The sequence below is a fragment of the Streptomyces sp. AC550_RSS872 genome, assembly GCF_019049285.1.
Lineage (GTDB): Bacteria > Actinomycetota > Actinomycetes > Streptomycetales > Streptomycetaceae > Streptomyces.
Map to the genome: position 1 here is coordinate 163,419 of NZ_JAGMUL010000091.1, position 14,252 is coordinate 177,670.

A 14,252-nucleotide genomic window follows, 5' to 3' on the forward strand; every position below is an offset into this window, starting at 1 on the left:
GCGTTGGCCCGCTACCATGCGCGCCCATGAGTGACGACGTGCGCAACATCGTGCTGGGCGTGGTCGCGGCGGCCATCAGCGCCGGACTGGGCTGGCTCACCCGCACCTACCTGTGGAAGCGGAAGCTCCGCCGCAAGCAGGCCTTCTTCGGGCTGCCCGACAACGCCGAGTCCTTGCTGGTGGTCAACCGCGGCGCCGGCGGACCCGAGCTGACGGTGATGCGCTACGACGTGTTCGCGCTCCTCGAACTCGCGGCCCTCATCAAGGACTGCAACGCGCACGCCCAGATCGTCCCGCACGACGCGGCACGCCAGGGCTTCGGCGAGCGCACCGAGTTCTGCCTCGGCGGTCCGGCGTCGAACCGCCGCATGACGGCGCACCTGGCTTCCCTGCTGCCGGGGGTGCGGGTGAACGTCGACGCCGAGCCCGGCCCCGACCGGGGTGCTCTACAGGTCGGTTCCGAGCGCTACCGGGTGGAGGTCGGCAAGGAGGAGTACGCGCTCCTCGCCCGGCTCACCGTCGACCAGAGCCACGGCACGCGTCCCGTCTTCCTCTTCTGCGGCCAGACCGCGATCACCAACCAGGCAGCCACCCGCTACCTCGCCCGCAACCACGAGCGGCTGTCCCGCAAGCACGGCACCGGCTCCTTCGTCCTGTTGCTGAAGGTGGTCAACTCGCAGGCGTACGGCCCGGATGTGGTGGAGCTGGTCGCGGACGTCACCAGGGCGGCGCAGGCGCCCCTGCCCACGCCGACGGCGACTCCGCGCAATACCCACCGGGCCTCCTGAGGTTCGTCACATTCCAGTAATCGTTACTGGCACGTAACTTACCCATGGGTTACTTGCGGTAAGGGGTCCCGGTTACCGTTCGGTCACTTTGCACTGACACGAGTGAGGAGTGATCCGTGGGAACCCAACGCAAGGCCCTGCGTACGACCGCCGTGGGCGCCGTCTCCGCGACCCTGATCGCCGGGAGCGCCCTCGGGCTCGCCCCGGCCGCCCAGGCGGCCCCCAGTGGCGTCCGCTTCGTCGACATCAGCGGCGACGGAGGCACCACCCTCAAGGCGAACGTCATCACGCCGGCCGGCGCCGACGGCAACCGCCGCTACCCGCTGCTCGTGCTGCCCACGAGCTGGGGCCTGCCGCAGGTCGAGTATTTCGCGCAGGCGCAGAAACTCGCGAACTCGGGCTACATCGTGATCAGTTACAACGTGCGCGGCTTCTGGCAGTCGGGCGGCGAGATAGAAGTGGCGGGCCCGCCAGACATAGCCGACGCGTCCAGGGTGATCGACTGGGCGCTCGCCAACACCCCGGCCGACGCGGGCCACATCGGCATGGCGGGCGTCTCGTACGGCGCCGGCATCAGCCTGCTGACCGCCGCGAACGACAAGCGGGTCAGGGCCGTCGCCGCCCTCAGCGGCTGGGCCGACCTCATCGGCTCGATCTACTCCGGCCGCACCCAGCACTCCCAGGCCGCCGCACTGCTGGACGGCGCGAGCCTGGTCACCGGCCGCCAGAGCGCCGAAGTCCGGCAGATCTTCAACGACTTCTACGCCTCCAACCTGTCCAAGGAACAGGACATGATCAACTGGGGGAAGAAACGTTCGGCCGTCACATACGTGGACCAACTCAACAAGAACGGCGCCGCGGTCATGATGGCCAACGCCTGGGGCGACACGATCTTCCCGCCCAACCAGTACGCGGACTTCTACGAGAAGCTGACCGGCCCCAAGCGGCTGGAGTTCCGCCCCGGCGACCACGCCACCGCCGAGCTGACCGGCCTGTTCGGCCTGCCCAACGACGTGTGGACGGACACCGAGCGCTGGTTCGACCACTACCTCAAGGGCGAGGACAACGGCGTCAACCGTGAGCTGCCCGTCCGGCTCAAGTCCCGCTCCTCGGGCGGCTACGAGGGCTATCCGGACTGGAAGTCCGTCGGCGCGGCCGACCGGAAGATCGCCCTCGGCGGCACGACCACCATCCGCACGAACGTCAACTCGGGCGCGGACGGCGGAGTCGTCTTCCTCTCCAGCATCCTCGACCAGGTGGCCCAGCTTCCCCCGATGGCGTCGATCCCGCTGATCCCCCGGCTCTGGGCGGGCGTGTGGCAGTCGGAAAAGTACGCCACGGCCCAACACGTGCGCGGCACGGCCAAGTTGCACACCACTCTCACCCCGACCAAGGAGAGCGGCACCCTCGTCGCCTACCTCTACGACGTGGGTCCGCTCGGCCTCGGCAAGCTGGTCAGCAACGCGCCGTACACCTTCCACGGACGTACGCCGGGCAAGCCGTTCACCGTCGACCTGGAGCTGTACTCCACGGCCTACGACGTCCCGGCAGGGCACCGGCTCGCCCTGGTCGTCGACACGGTCGACCCGCTCTACATCGAGCACAACCCGTCCGGCGCGCGGCTGACCTTCTCCTCGCCGGCGAACGACCCGTCGTACGTGTCGATTCCACTGCGCGAGCAGTGATCTCCGGCCGGCGCCGGGCGGGTATGGCTCTGTGACTGCTGCCCCCTGCTACCCCCTGCTGTCCCTTGGTCCAGGGGCCGTGGGGGGATCCCCACCCGGCAGCAGCGTCCCTGGTCGCGGCCGGGGCCACCTCCACGACCCTGGGACGGACGGAACATCGTAGTCGAGGTCGTTCGCGGCGAGGATTCCGGCGTGGAGAAACGCCGTTCGTCTCGGCATGGGTCGCACTTCCCGCTCAGTGATGGAGGATCTTCGACAGGAAGTCCCGGGCGCGCTCGCTGCTGGGGTTGGTGAAGAACTCGTCGGGACTGCGGTCCTCGACGATGCGGCCGTCGGCCATGAACACCACGCGGTTGGCGGCCGAGCGGGCGAAGCCCATCTCATGGGTGACGACGATCATCGTCATGCCGTCACGGGCGAGTTGACGCATGACCTCCAGCACCTCGTTGATCATCTCGGGGTCGAGCGCGGAGGTGGGCTCGTCGAACAGCATCACCTTGGGCCCCATGGCGAGGGCCCGGGCGATGGCGACCCGCTGCTGCTGGCCGCCGGAGAGCTGCGCGGGGTACTTGTCCGCCTGGTCGGCCACGCCGACACGCTCCAGGAGTTCGCGGGAGCGCCGGTCGGCTTCCTCCTTCTTGCGGCCGCGGACCTTGACCTGCCCGAGGGAGACGTTCTGGAGGACCGTCTTGTGGGCGAACAGGTTGAAGGACTGGAAGACCATGCCGACTTCGGCACGCAGCCGGGCGAGCGCCTTGCCCTCCGCCGGCAGCGGCTGGCCGTCGAGCAGGATCGTGCCGGACTGGACGGTCTCCAGCCGGTTGATGGCCCGGCACAGCGTCGACTTTCCCGACCCCGAGGGGCCGATGACCACGACCACTTCCCCTTTGCCGACGGTGAGATCGATGTCCTGGAGGACATGCAGGTCCCCGAAGTACTTGTTGACGTCACGCAGCTCGATCAGTGGATCGCCAGCCATGCCCAGCCCCAGTCACTCTCAGCTGTGTAGCGGTCTCCGCAAACTATCCGGGCAGCAGTTGACTCAATGCGCGACACGCACCTTTCGGACATAAGCCGTATTTACGTCGCATTTATATCGAACTGTCGACCGATGCGTCACGCCTCCGCGACCTCCGCGTACAGCTGCGACAGCTCCGGCACCCCGTTCGCGGCCCACTCCTGCCCCGAGGCCACGACATCGAACTCACGGCCCGAGGCGAGCCGCACGACCGGCTGACCGTCCGGCCAGATCTCCCAGCAGGCCCCGGGCACGGTGCGCACGATGACGGTGCCGAGGTACAGGCCGGCGTCGTTGCCCAGCCACGGCAGGACCTCCTCGTCCTCCCGCCACCGCGGCAGCAGCTGGTCGAGCGCCTCCAACGAGGCCACCGTGTCGTCGAGTTGGATCCCCGCACGGGACGCGTGGGAGCGCAGGAGTTCGCATTCGGCGAGGAGTTCGGCGATGCCCTCGGGGTCGGGGGCCCCGCGCTTCTCGGGCCGGTTGCCCAGAAAAGGGATCTTCATACGCCCAGCGTGTCATTCGCACGGCCGAACGCACCACAGGCGCGCGGGCCGTCGATTCCGGGCGAGTTCACGCCTAGTTCAGGCATGGCTCGTTGACGGGTCACGGGTGCCTCTCTAACTTCACGGTGCGTCTTGCGTCTCGCCGGAACGTCACGCGCCTGTACGTCTCATCCGAAGTTGTCATGTGCAGCCATACGCCGTCCTGAGCGGTCGTGAACGGGAGGAGTCGGAGTTGCGCCGACGTGTGTGGAGTTCCGCGGTCGTCCTCGCTGTCTTCGCGGTCCTGGTGCCGAGTGTCTCCGCACAGGCGGCCCCCGAGCGCAGAGCCGGGCCGCTGCCGCTGGAGCAGCTCTTCGACAACAGGGCCGTCAGCGACGACGCCCGGCCCGCCGAGGCCGACTTCGACGGGTCGGGCGCCTCCTTGTCGGCACAGGCCCTGTCGGCCGCCGGCTGGACCCCCGGCCGCGCGCTGACCGTGCAGGGAGCCCGACTGACCTGGCCGAGGCGGCAGCCGGGCCGGCCGGACAACGTACTGGCCGCCGGACAGAACGTACGGGTGCGCGGGCGCGGTGACGCCCTCGCCTTCCTGGTGGCCGGCACGGGCGGCTCCGGCGCCGCAGGCACCGGGATCGTCACCTACGCCGACGGCAGCCGCACCTCCTACCATCTGACCGCCCCCGACTGGCGCACCGGCCCGCTCGCCACCAAGGCGGTGGCCCTGACGCATATCAACACGCCCGTTGGCCAACTCGCCGAGCGGCCGCGGCTGTACGTCGTGACCGTGCCGGTCGTGGTGGGGCGCGAGGTCGCCTCCGTGCGGCTGCCGCGGGCGACCGGGCTGCATGTGTTCGCGCTGGCGGTACGGGCCCCGGCCACGGGCTGGACGGGGAGTTGGTCGACGGCGACGGGCGGCTACCCGACCGTCGGGCCGTGGACCGACCGGACACTGCGGCTGGTGGTGCACACGTCGGCCGGCGGGCCGCGGGTGCGGCTGCGGTTCGACAACACCTTCGCGGCTGCACCGGTACGGATCGGGAGGGCCACGGTGGCGGTGCAGTCGGCGGGCGCGGCGGCGCGGGCGACGCCGGTCGCGGCGTCCTTCCGGGGCGCGGCGGGCATCGTGATCCCGGCCGGCGCACAGGCCTACAGCGATCCGCTCGGCTTCAAGGTGCCCGCGGACACCAATCTGCTGGTGAGCTTCCATCTGCCCGGGACCGTGCCGGCCGCACCCGTGCACCGGCTCGCACAGCAGCGGTCGTATGTGAGCGCACCCGGCGACCACACGGCGGACGGCTCCGCGAGGGCGTACCCGACGGTCCTGACCAGCTGGCCGCTGCTGACCGGTGTCGACGTCAGCGGTGGGCCGGGGTCCGTGGTGCTCCTGGGGGACTCGATCACCGACGGAGACAAGTCCACGACGGACGCCAACCGACGGTGGCCCAATGTGCTCGCCACACGGCTGCGGAAGCAGAGTGTGGTCCCGCGCTATGGGGTGCTGAACCAGGGGGTTTCGGGCAACCGTGTGGTCTCCGACCGCTATCCCGGCGACGGAGTCTCCACGGACACGGCCGGGGTGAGCGCCCTGCACCGGTTCGACCGGGATGTCCTGGCCCAGACGTCGGCGCGTACGGCCGTCGTGTTCGAGGGCGTCAACGATGTGCGGTGGGACACGACCGCGGAGCAGGTGATCGCCGGGCTGCGCGAGATCGCGGACCGGGGACATGCGCGTGGGCTGCGGATGCTGGCGGCGACGATCCTGCCGTGCGAGGGGGAGGTGCGGTGCACCGCGTTGGCCGACATGGAGCGGGTCGAGGTGAACGCGTGGATCCGCTCCGGCGCCGCGTTCGACGGTGTGCTCGACTTCGACGCGGTGGTACGGGATCCTGCGCGGCCCTCTCGCATGCTGCCCGCTTACGACAGCGGGGACCATCTGCATCCCGGCGACGCGGGGCTCGCTGCGCTGGCTGAGGCGGTGGATCTGCGGTTGCTGGTGCCGTGAGGTGGGGCGGCGTTGGAGGGGGCGTCCGGGGGCTCCGCCCCCAGGCCCCCGTATCGGCCTGACGGCCTCGTCCTCAAACGCCGGACAGGCCAGTTATGGCCGACCTCCGCTACACGTCCAGGTCCACGACCACAGGCGCGTGGTCCGAGGCGCCCTTGCCCTTGCGCTCCTCGCGGTCCACGTAGGAGTCGGTGACCGACTTGGCGAAGGGCTCGTTGCCGTAGACCAGGTCGATGCGCATGCCGCGGTTCTTGGGGAAGCAGAGCTGGCGGTAGTCCCAGTACGTGTACGGGTGGTCGTACTTCAGGGGGCGCGGGACCACGTCGGAGAGGCCGGACTCACGCAGGGAGGCGAGGGCGGCGCGCTCGGCGGGGGTGACGTGGGTGAGGCCCTCGAAGGCGGCCACGTCGTAGACGTCGTCGTCCGTCGGCGCCACGTTGTAGTCGCCCATCACCGCGAACGGACGACTGCCGCCCGCGTCGCCGGCGACGGCGGCCCTGAGGGCCTCGAACCATTGAAGCTTGTAGGCGTAGTGAGGGTGGTCCACCTCACGGCCGTTCGGCACGTACACCGACCAGACGCGGATCGGGCCGCAGGTCGCGGAGATGGCGCGGGGCTCCACGACGCCGTCGAAGCCGGGGTCGCCCGGGAGGCCCTTGACGACCTCCTTCAGGCCTACGCGGGAGAGCACCGCCACGCCGTTCCACCGGCCGGTGGCGTTGACCGCCGCCTCGTAGCCGAGGTCGCGCAGCGGGTCGAACGGGAAGGTGTCCTCGGCGACCTTGGCCTCCTGGAGGCACAGCACGTCGGTGCCGCTGCTCTCCAGCCAGGCCAGGAGCCTCGGCAGGCGGGCGGTGATCGAGTTCACGTTCCAGGTCGCGATGCGCATGCCTGACAACCTACCGGGCGGGACTGACAACGCGGCCCCGCCCGGGGTGGGGCCGCTCACACCTGCGCCGAGTCCCCCGGCGTCAGCCGCAGGTGCTCCGAACCGCCCAGGCCTCCGATCTGGCGGTCGTAGATGGGGCGGGCCAGGTCGCTGAGCAGAGCGTCGTGGATGTCGTACGCGCGCTGGGGCTTGACCTCGCGGACGTAGTCGATGACCTCGGAGATCTTGTTCCAGGGGGCCATGACCGGGAGCATCAGCGTCTCGACCGGGTGGTCTGGGACGGTGAGGGCGTCGCCGGGGTGGAAGACGCGGCCGCCGTCGATCAGGTAGCCGACGTTGGTGATGCGCGGGATGTCGGGGTGGATCACGGCGTGCAGCTCGCCGTGGACCTGGATGTCGAAGCCGGCGGCGGTGAAGGTGTCGCCGTGGCCGACGGTGTGCACACGGCCCGGGAACGCCGCCGAGATCTGCTCCGCGACCGACTTCAGCGTCCAGATCTCGGCCGCCGGGTCGGCCTCCAGTGCCGCCCGCAGCCGCGCCTCGTCGAAGTGGTCGGGGTGCTCGTGCGTGACGAGGATCGCATCCGCGCCCACCGCGGCGTCCTCCTCGCTGAATCCTCCGGGGTCGAGGACGAGCGTGCGCCCGTCCTTCTCGAGGCGGACGCAGGCGTGCGACTTCTTCGTGAGCTTCATGACACCATCCTGCCCCCGGGCCGACTCGCGATCTCCCTGAGAGCGGTCACTGCGCGGGCGTGGCCACTGCGCGGGCGTGGTCACTCCGTGGGAGTGGTCTCCTCCCTTATGACCTGCTGAGCGACCTTGAACGCGCTGTTCGCCGCCGGAACGCCGCAGTAGACGGCCGCCTGGAGCAGCACTTCCTTGATCTCGTCCGGGGTCAGGCCGTTGCGCAGGGCGGCGCGGGTGTGGAAGGCGAGTTCGTCCATGTGGCCGCCCGCGACCAGGGTGGCAAGGGTGACGCAGCTGCGGGAGCGCCGGTCGAGGCCGGGCCTGTCCCAGATCTCGCCCCAGGCGTACCGGGTGATGAACTCCTGGAAGTCGCCCGAGAACTCGTCCGCCTGGGCCAGCGCCCGGTCGACGTGCGCGTCGCCGAGCACCTCGCGACGGACCTTGAGCCCGGCGTCGTACGGGTCCGGCCGGCCCGTCGCCTGCGGCGGTACGACGGCCGGCGCGATCTCGGCGATGGGCGCGGGCTGCGGAGGCGCGGCGGCCAGGACCGGCTTGACGGGGGCGGCGACGATGGCCATCTGGCCGGTGCTGGAGTCGTAGGCGGGCTGCCAGGCGGTCGTGAAGTGCCGGACCAGCAGATCGGTGACGGCCGCGGGCTGCTCGACCGGGACCAGGTGCGAGGCGCCGGGGACGACGGCCAGGCGGGCGTCCGGTATGCCGGCGACCAGGGTGCGGGCCTCCGCGGGACCGGTGACCTGGTCGTCCGAGCCGACGAGAACGAGGGTGGGCACGGCGACGCCGGCGAGCTGGGACCGTACGTCGAAGGAGGCGAGCGCCTCGCAGGCGGCGATGTAGCAGCCGGGGTCGGTGGTGCGCACCATCTGCACGGCCCACTCGGTGATCGCGGGCTGGGCGGCGGCGAAGCCGGTGGTGAACCAGCGGTCCGGCGAGGTGCGGGCGATGGGGTCGAGGCCGTTCGTGCGCACGATCACGCCCCGCTGCCGGAACTCGTCGGCCGTGCCGAAGCGCGGCGAGGCGGCGATCAGGGCGAGCGAGGCGACGCGCTCCGGGTGGCGCAGGGCGAGTTCGATGCCGAGTGCGCCGCCGAGCGCGCAGCCCGCGTAGCCGAAGCGCTGCACGCCCAGGCCCTCGAGGGTGGCGAGCAGTCGTTCGGCGAGCTCGGCGACGGATCCCGCGGGGTACGCGGGCGCGCCGCCGTGCCCCGGCAGATCGAACCGGAAGACGCGCCAATGCTGGGTCAGCTCGGGGACCTGCCGGTCCCACATGTGCCATGTTGTACCCAGTGAGGGACCCAAGATCAGGACCGGAGCGTCTTCTGGCCCGTCAAAGCGGTATTGCAGGGTGTTCATCGGTGTCTCACTCACCCGCCCGACCCTCTCATCTGTCACGAGATGTCACATCCCCGGGGTAGAGGTAGCGGGACGTGGCTCTCTCAAGACGGCACCCCACGACTGTCAGCACGAGTGTGGCGGCACGGATGAATCCCGGCCCGGCTCACCTGGCGACCTCCTGGAATCCCACCCAAACACCACACGCGGTGAACAACTGTCTTCCCTCCGGTAGGAGGCTCGGCCGTGGCCAGATGGGCACTTCCGGGAGCAGTCGGTTCCAGGTCCACCGCCCTCTTGCTGGCCCTACGGCTCGGCAAGTGGCAGGGCTCGTAGACCGCGTAGCTCACGCCTGCCGATCCTCCGCGCCCCCGTGCAGGCCATCCCATGTGGTGGCGGCTGCGCGAAGATCCTCTGCATCCGGTTTGACGTACCACCGCTTGGTCGTCTTGATATTCGTATGCCCGGCCCATCGCGCGAGGATGTGGTCCGGCACGCCGTTGTTGGCCAGGAAGGTGAAGCACGACGAGCGAGCGTCGTAGAGCCTGACACGACGAAGCCCAAGAAGTGCCATAAGTCGATACGCGCGCCGGCGAAGTTGCTTGATCGTGAAGGCGTCCCCCGCCTCGTGAACCAGCACGTAGCCAGTTGCCGCGTACGCTCCCCCAGAGCGAATCTCTCCTCGGCTTGGAGAGCCCGGAATGCCTTCAGGGCGCCTAAAGGATGTCCCGCAATGATCTTCGGTGTGCGGCAGCTGCCTATCCCGCGAGGGTGAGGTTGTGTAGGCGGGCGATGCCGAGCATGGCGTGGTGTACGCCGTCGCCCTTGAGACGGCAGTCGCGAAGGATCTTCCAGGTCTTCATGTGGGCGAAGGCGTGCTCGACGCGGGCCCGGACCTGCTTTGTGTGAGCGGTTGTGCTCCTGTTTCCACTCGGTCAGTTCCTCGCCGGCCCGGCGACGATGCGGCATCACGAGTCCGGTCCCTGGGTAGCCTCCGTCTGCGATCGTCATGGTGTGGCCGACGGCGGCCTTTTGCGCCGGACTCTCCCCACGCCTTGCAGTCGTTACGGTTGCCCGGCAGCGGCTGTCCGACCACGACTACCAGTCGAGTGTCGGCGTCAATGACGACCTGGTGGTTGGTGGAGTACCGGTAGTTTTTCGACTGCTCGGCGATGGCGTGGTCACGGGGCGGGACCAAGGTGCCGTCCACGATGAGTACGGTGCCTTCCGCGAAGCGGCGCCGAGGTCGCGGTGCCAGCAGCGGTCCGAGGTGATCGATGATGCAGTCGACCGCGGACTTCGAGATGCCGAACAGTGGGGCGAGCTGGCGCATCGTCAAGTTCGTGCGCCAGTACGCCGTGACCAGCAGCGTGTGGTCGTCAAGCGACAATCCCCACGGCCGACCTCAGTGGTCAGTATCGACACCGGCGCCACGCAGCACCGTCACCAGCTTGCGAACTGGCGCGGGCTCAGCCCGGTGAACGGGGCTGTCCAAGACGGCTCCGACGCCGTGATCACACCAGCCACAGCAAGATCATTCCACTGGCATTGAGCCCTCCGGCCGGTGAGGGTCGGTTCCCGAGGCGAAGGCAAGAACGTCGGGGACTGCTGCACGCAGGCTCTTGAAGTGACGGTGCACGCCGTCCACCGCAACGGGAGAGTTGACCCCCCACACCGTCATGCCGGCACCCAGTCCGGACTGCACCCCGGAGGGGGCATCCTCGATCACCAGACAGTCCTCCGGCTCGGCACCGAGCCGCTTGGCAGCCAGCAAATAAGGGACAGGCGAGGGCTTGCCTTCCTCGACACAGGCAGCATCCACGATGATGTCCGGCACCGGCAAACTCGTACGGGCGAAGCGGCCGCGCACCCGGTGCTCGTAATTCGACGTCACCAGCGCCCACGCCCCGGAGGGCAGAGCACCCAGCAGCTCAGACGCACCGTCGAAGGCCGCATACACGCCGGACCGCACATCCTCGTCCTCCAGCTGATGCAGCACGGCCAGGCACCCCCTCGGGTCACGGTCGGGAACGACCTGCGCGAAGGTCTCCATCGGCCTTGTACGCAGCGCCACTTGGTAGACCTCATCGGGATTCAACCCGTATCGCTCCGCCCACACGCGCCAAACCCGGCGCTGGTTGTCCACGGCATCGATCAACGTGCCATCGACATCAAACAGGACATACTTCTTAGCTCCGGGCTGAGCAGGTTCACGGATCACGCCTCGATCATGCCATCAGGCCCCCGAGCAGGCAGTTTGCGGGACAGCCGTTAGGACAAGGCGGGGGCGAGCTTCCGCGCGAGCCCAGATGAAATTCCTCCTCCCGCGCGCCAAGGGCTCCACGGCGGCCGTAGCCGAGCGGCTGGGCGTCTCCCGCCGCACCGTGGAGCGCGCTACCGCTCGGGCGCCATCAAGAGGCCTCAGAAGCGCCTCCAGGCGGCTTTGGTGGAGGAGACCGAGGCGCAGTGGCAACCGCAGGTCAGGGCGCAGGCGAAGCAGCGCGCCGTCACATCCGGAGGGCTCGTCATCTCCTGCCGGGCCCACTCCGGATTCGGCCCGGAGGGGTCCTCGGACGCGGGCCGGGTGAGGGACATCAGGACCGCTGTCTCGCCCGCGCACGCCGACCTGATCCTGTCCGCACGGGAGATCGGAGCGACGGACAATGAGCTGCACGGACTTGTTGCGGAGGCCATCGCCGACGCCTATTTCCGCAAGGAGGGCGGCGGGCGCGCGGGCCTGCACGTCGAATTCAAGGACGTGGACCGGGTCGATATCTCGTTTTAGCCGCACGGAATTCATGGCGCTATGAACCTGTTGTGACTGAGCGCGCTAGTTGGCGGATGGGCGCTCTACTTGGCGGAGCCGAGCATTCTGGTTGGCGGGTCCGGCGTCCTCCTCGTCCGGACCGGAGGTGGCCTGTCCCAGACCCCGGCGGATCGCGATCTCCACGGGTGAGTACGCGCCGTCGGCCCGCTCCAGTTCGTACGGCGCGGCCGGCATCAGCGGCGGCTGGGCCATGAAGCGCGGCCGCGCCCCGTGGTGCGGCTGTGCTGCGTGCACCAGGAACGGATGGCATAGGAAGACGTCACCCGGAGAACCGGTGGCGAGGGTGAGCGGCCGGTGGGCGGATGCCGCTACGAGGTCTGGCGCGATGGCCAGGCCGCTCGCGCCCTCCTCCCCGTACGGCTCCAGCACCTTCGGCACGTCGAGGTGGGAGCCGACCCGGATTCGAGTCGGGGCGTCCTCTTCCCCCACCTCGCTGAACAGAAAGAGCATCAGCAAGGCCCGGCCGCGTGAGCGGAGATTGGTGAAGGGCCAGGTCTCGCCCTCCACCGCATAGCTGCCCTCAATGTGCCAACCCGCGTCGTCGGGCTCCTGCTCGTGCGGGAAGCGCAGCGGGAAGGTGCCGAGCGAGTAGCGCGGCTCCCAGCGCCCGGCGCCGACCAGCAGGTCGTACGCCCGGTGCAGGGCCGGGGAATTGGGTGCGGCGGCGAACGGTCCCTGTGCCATCCCGCCGACCCAGTGCACGGGCTGCGTCCAGGTCTCCGGGTCGTCCGGGTCGCAGCCCGTCTCCCGCCACAGCAGCCGCGCGCAGCTCGCGGCCACGCGGGGCGCGACGGCGCCCTCCAGCTTGACGAAGCCGTCGCGGAGGAAGCGGGTTACCAAGGTCGTGTCGTCCATGCCTCCATCGTGCGGCGCCGCCCGTCCCGGTCACCCGACACTTGCCGCACCGCTTTTCTCGGGTGCGGCGTGCAGGGTCGCGCCTGATTGAATCGATGGTCTGGATCTTGGAGGCAAGCGTGCTGGAGCGGCTCAATCAGGCCATGGAGCACATCGAGCGGCAGCTTGACAGCTCCGTCGACGTAGGCGAGCTGGCGCGGGTCGCGGCCACCTCGGAGTACCACCTGCGGCGGATGTTCTCGGCGCTCGCCGGGATGCCGCTGTCGGAATACATCAGGCGCCGGCGGCTGACCGTCGCGGGCACGGAGGTACTGGCCTGTGAGCGGACGCTGCTGGAGATCGCGGTGCGGTACGGATACGGCTCGGGCGAGGCATTCGCGCGGGCGTTCCGCGCGGTGCACGGCGTCGGCCCCGGCGAGGCGCGGCGCACCGGCGCGGCGCTCAGCTCCCAGCCCCGGATGACCTTCCGCCTCATCGTCGACGGGAGCAGCAGCATGCGCTACCGCGTCGTGCACAAGCCGGAGTTCAGCGTCGTCGGGGCGAAGGCCCGGGTCCCGCTCGTGCACTCGGGGCCGAACCGGGCGATCATCGATTTCGTCCGCGGGATCGGCGACCAGGCAAAGGAAGTGCTGGAGAAGCTGTCCGACCAGGAGCCGCGCGGCATCCTCGCGGTCTGCGACGACCTCGATCCCAGCCGGGCGGAGGGCACCGACCTCGACTACTACCACGGGGTCGTCACCTCGGCGTCCGCGCCGGAGGGCATGGCCACGCTGCCCGTCCCGACCGGAACATGGGCAGTCTTCTCCACCTCGGGGCCGGCGCCGGAGGCGATCCAGGCGCTGTGGCGGGATGTGTTCACCGAGTGGTTCCCATCCAACCCGTACCGGAGCCGCCCCGGGCCGGAGATCCTTCGCACGCGGATGTCGGCGGACGGCAGCGAGGCGGATGCCGAGCTGTGGCTGCCGGTGGAACGGGAGGCCGATTGATCTGGAATCCCTCCCTGGCCTTGCTCGCCGGGGCCGGCGTGCTGGTCCCGGCGAGCAGGTGGACGGCCACCTGGCTACTGAGTTTCAAAGCGTGGTGTCGGTATGGGCTGACGGTCCATGATCCCTGCGGTATGCCGACTGCATGAGGTATGCGCAAGGGGGCGGGCTGACCGACGAACGGCGAGCCTTCCGCGAGCAGTTGAGGATGGAAGCGGCCGAGCGGTTCTCCCAGGGCGACGAGAACGCGGTCATCGCGCACGACCTGCGGGTCAGCGTCCGGTCGGTACAGCGCTGGCGCAAGGCTTGGTCGCAGGACGGGCCGAGAGCCCTGGCCTCGAAGGGCCCGGCGTCCTTGCCGCTGCTCAGTGACGAGCTGTTCGCCGTGCTGGAGCAGGAGCTTGCCAAAGGGCCGGTGGCGCACGGCTGGCCGGACCAGACCTGGACCCTGTCACGGATCAGGACCTCATCGGCCGTCGGTTCCACAAGAGCTACACCGTGCAGGGCGTTGCGGCGCTGCTCAAGCGGCATGGCTGGAGCTGCCAGGTGCCGGCCCGCCGGGCGGTGGAGCGCGACGAGGTGGCGGTGGCCGGCTGGGTGAAGGAGACCTGGCCCCAGGTGGAAGGACCGTGGCGGCGCTCGATGCCTGGCTCGTTTTCGAGGACGA

The 14,252-nt window shown here is 69.6% G+C and carries 13 protein-coding genes and 2 pseudogenes; 6 read left to right on the top strand and 9 right to left on the bottom strand.

All coding sequences use genetic code 11. The features are described 5' to 3' along the window. Positions 1-26: 26 nt before the first annotated feature. Positions 27-788 (top strand): hypothetical protein, encoded by a 762-nt coding sequence (locus KUM44_RS29400; RefSeq protein ID WP_217212715.1) that lies wholly within the window; start codon positions 27-29, stop codon positions 786-788. A 116-nt stretch (positions 789-904) separates the two neighbouring features. Further along, on the top strand, positions 905-2,473 hold the full coding sequence (locus tag KUM44_RS29405; protein ID WP_217212717.1) for a CocE/NonD family hydrolase: 1,569 nt from the start codon (positions 905-907) through the stop codon (positions 2,471-2,473). A gap of 235 nt (positions 2,474-2,708) precedes the next feature. On the opposite strand, the gene KUM44_RS29410 is transcribed toward KUM44_RS29405, so the two are convergent. After that, complete coding sequence (locus KUM44_RS29410) at positions 2,709-3,452, bottom strand: amino acid ABC transporter ATP-binding protein (RefSeq protein ID WP_217212719.1); 744 nt, start codon at positions 3,450-3,452, stop codon at positions 2,709-2,711. A gap of 137 nt (positions 3,453-3,589) precedes the next feature. Then, positions 3,590-3,997, bottom strand: a complete 408-nt coding sequence (locus KUM44_RS29415) for a DUF6278 family protein (RefSeq protein ID WP_217212721.1) — start codon at positions 3,995-3,997, stop codon at positions 3,590-3,592. Positions 3,998-4,229: 232 nt separating this feature from the next. Here KUM44_RS29415 and KUM44_RS29420 point away from each other — a divergent pair, with 232 nt between their 5' ends. Beyond that, positions 4,230-5,996, top strand: a complete 1,767-nt coding sequence (locus KUM44_RS29420) for an SGNH/GDSL hydrolase family protein (RefSeq protein ID WP_217212724.1) — start codon at positions 4,230-4,232, stop codon at positions 5,994-5,996. 109 nt (positions 5,997-6,105) lie between these two features. On the opposite strand, the gene KUM44_RS29425 is transcribed toward KUM44_RS29420, so the two are convergent. The 6 genes and pseudogenes from KUM44_RS29425 to KUM44_RS29450 all read right to left on the bottom strand — a co-directional run bounded on the left by KUM44_RS29425 (position 6,106) and on the right by KUM44_RS29450 (position 11,141). Beyond that, complete coding sequence (locus KUM44_RS29425; protein WP_217212725.1) at positions 6,106-6,885, bottom strand: exodeoxyribonuclease III; 780 nt, start codon at positions 6,883-6,885, stop codon at positions 6,106-6,108. Positions 6,886-6,941: 56 nt separating this feature from the next. Beyond that, positions 6,942-7,577 carry an MBL fold metallo-hydrolase gene (locus KUM44_RS29430; protein ID WP_217212727.1) on the bottom strand — a complete coding sequence of 212 codons (636 nt, stop codon included), beginning with the start codon at positions 7,575-7,577 and terminating at the stop codon, positions 6,942-6,944. 80 nt (positions 7,578-7,657) lie between these two features. Continuing rightward, entirely contained in the window at positions 7,658-8,956 is a 1,299-nt protein-coding gene (gene pcaC / locus KUM44_RS29435) for a 4-carboxymuconolactone decarboxylase (RefSeq protein WP_217212729.1), read from the bottom strand. 310 nt (positions 8,957-9,266) lie between these two features. Continuing rightward, the gene (locus tag KUM44_RS29440; protein ID WP_308402755.1) at positions 9,267-9,560 is read right to left on the bottom strand and encodes a tyrosine-type recombinase/integrase; all 294 of its coding nucleotides are present in this window, start codon (positions 9,558-9,560) and stop codon (positions 9,267-9,269) included. Between the two features lie 118 nt (positions 9,561-9,678). After that, a pseudogene (locus KUM44_RS29445) lies at positions 9,679-10,447 on the bottom strand (transposase). 7 nt (positions 10,448-10,454) lie between these two features. Further along, positions 10,455-11,141 carry an HAD family phosphatase gene (locus KUM44_RS29450; protein WP_217212731.1) on the bottom strand — a complete coding sequence of 229 codons (687 nt, stop codon included), beginning with the start codon at positions 11,139-11,141 and terminating at the stop codon, positions 10,455-10,457. A gap of 225 nt (positions 11,142-11,366) precedes the next feature. Between KUM44_RS29450 and KUM44_RS29460 the strand changes: the two genes are divergently transcribed. Continuing rightward, positions 11,367-11,705: a hypothetical protein gene (locus KUM44_RS29460; protein ID WP_217212827.1), complete on the top strand. Its 339-nt coding sequence runs from the start codon at positions 11,367-11,369 to the stop codon at positions 11,703-11,705. A 45-nt stretch (positions 11,706-11,750) separates the two neighbouring features. Here the strand turns inward: KUM44_RS29460 and KUM44_RS29465 are convergent, their stop codons facing one another. Then, the gene (locus KUM44_RS29465) at positions 11,751-12,602 is read right to left on the bottom strand and encodes a phytanoyl-CoA dioxygenase family protein (RefSeq protein ID WP_217212733.1); all 852 of its coding nucleotides are present in this window, start codon (positions 12,600-12,602) and stop codon (positions 11,751-11,753) included. 119 nt (positions 12,603-12,721) lie between these two features. On the opposite strand from KUM44_RS29465, the gene KUM44_RS29470 reads away from it, so the two are divergent. Further along, a complete protein-coding gene (locus KUM44_RS29470) occupies positions 12,722-13,588 on the top strand; it encodes an AraC family transcriptional regulator (protein WP_217212818.1) in 867 nt (288 codons plus the stop codon). Positions 13,589-13,730: 142 nt separating this feature from the next. Beyond that, positions 13,731-14,252: pseudogene (locus tag KUM44_RS29475) on the top strand (winged helix-turn-helix domain-containing protein); the annotation flags it as partial.

Coding starts and splice junctions, on each gene's coding strand:
- KUM44_RS29430 (WP_217212727.1), bottom strand. CDS start 7,577: ATGAAGCTCACGAAGAAGTCGCACGCCTGCGTCCGCCTCGAGAAGGAC.
- KUM44_RS29400 (WP_217212715.1), top strand. CDS start 27: ATGAGTGACGACGTGCGCAACATCGTGCTGGGCGTGGTCGCGGCGGCC.
- KUM44_RS29410 (WP_217212719.1), bottom strand. CDS start 3,452: ATGGCTGGCGATCCACTGATCGAGCTGCGTGACGTCAACAAGTACTTC.
- KUM44_RS29425 (WP_217212725.1), bottom strand. CDS start 6,885: ATGCGCATCGCGACCTGGAACGTGAACTCGATCACCGCCCGCCTGCCG.
- KUM44_RS29465 (WP_217212733.1), bottom strand. CDS start 12,602: ATGGACGACACGACCTTGGTAACCCGCTTCCTCCGCGACGGCTTCGTC.
- KUM44_RS29415 (WP_217212721.1), bottom strand. CDS start 3,997: ATGAAGATCCCTTTTCTGGGCAACCGGCCCGAGAAGCGCGGGGCCCCC.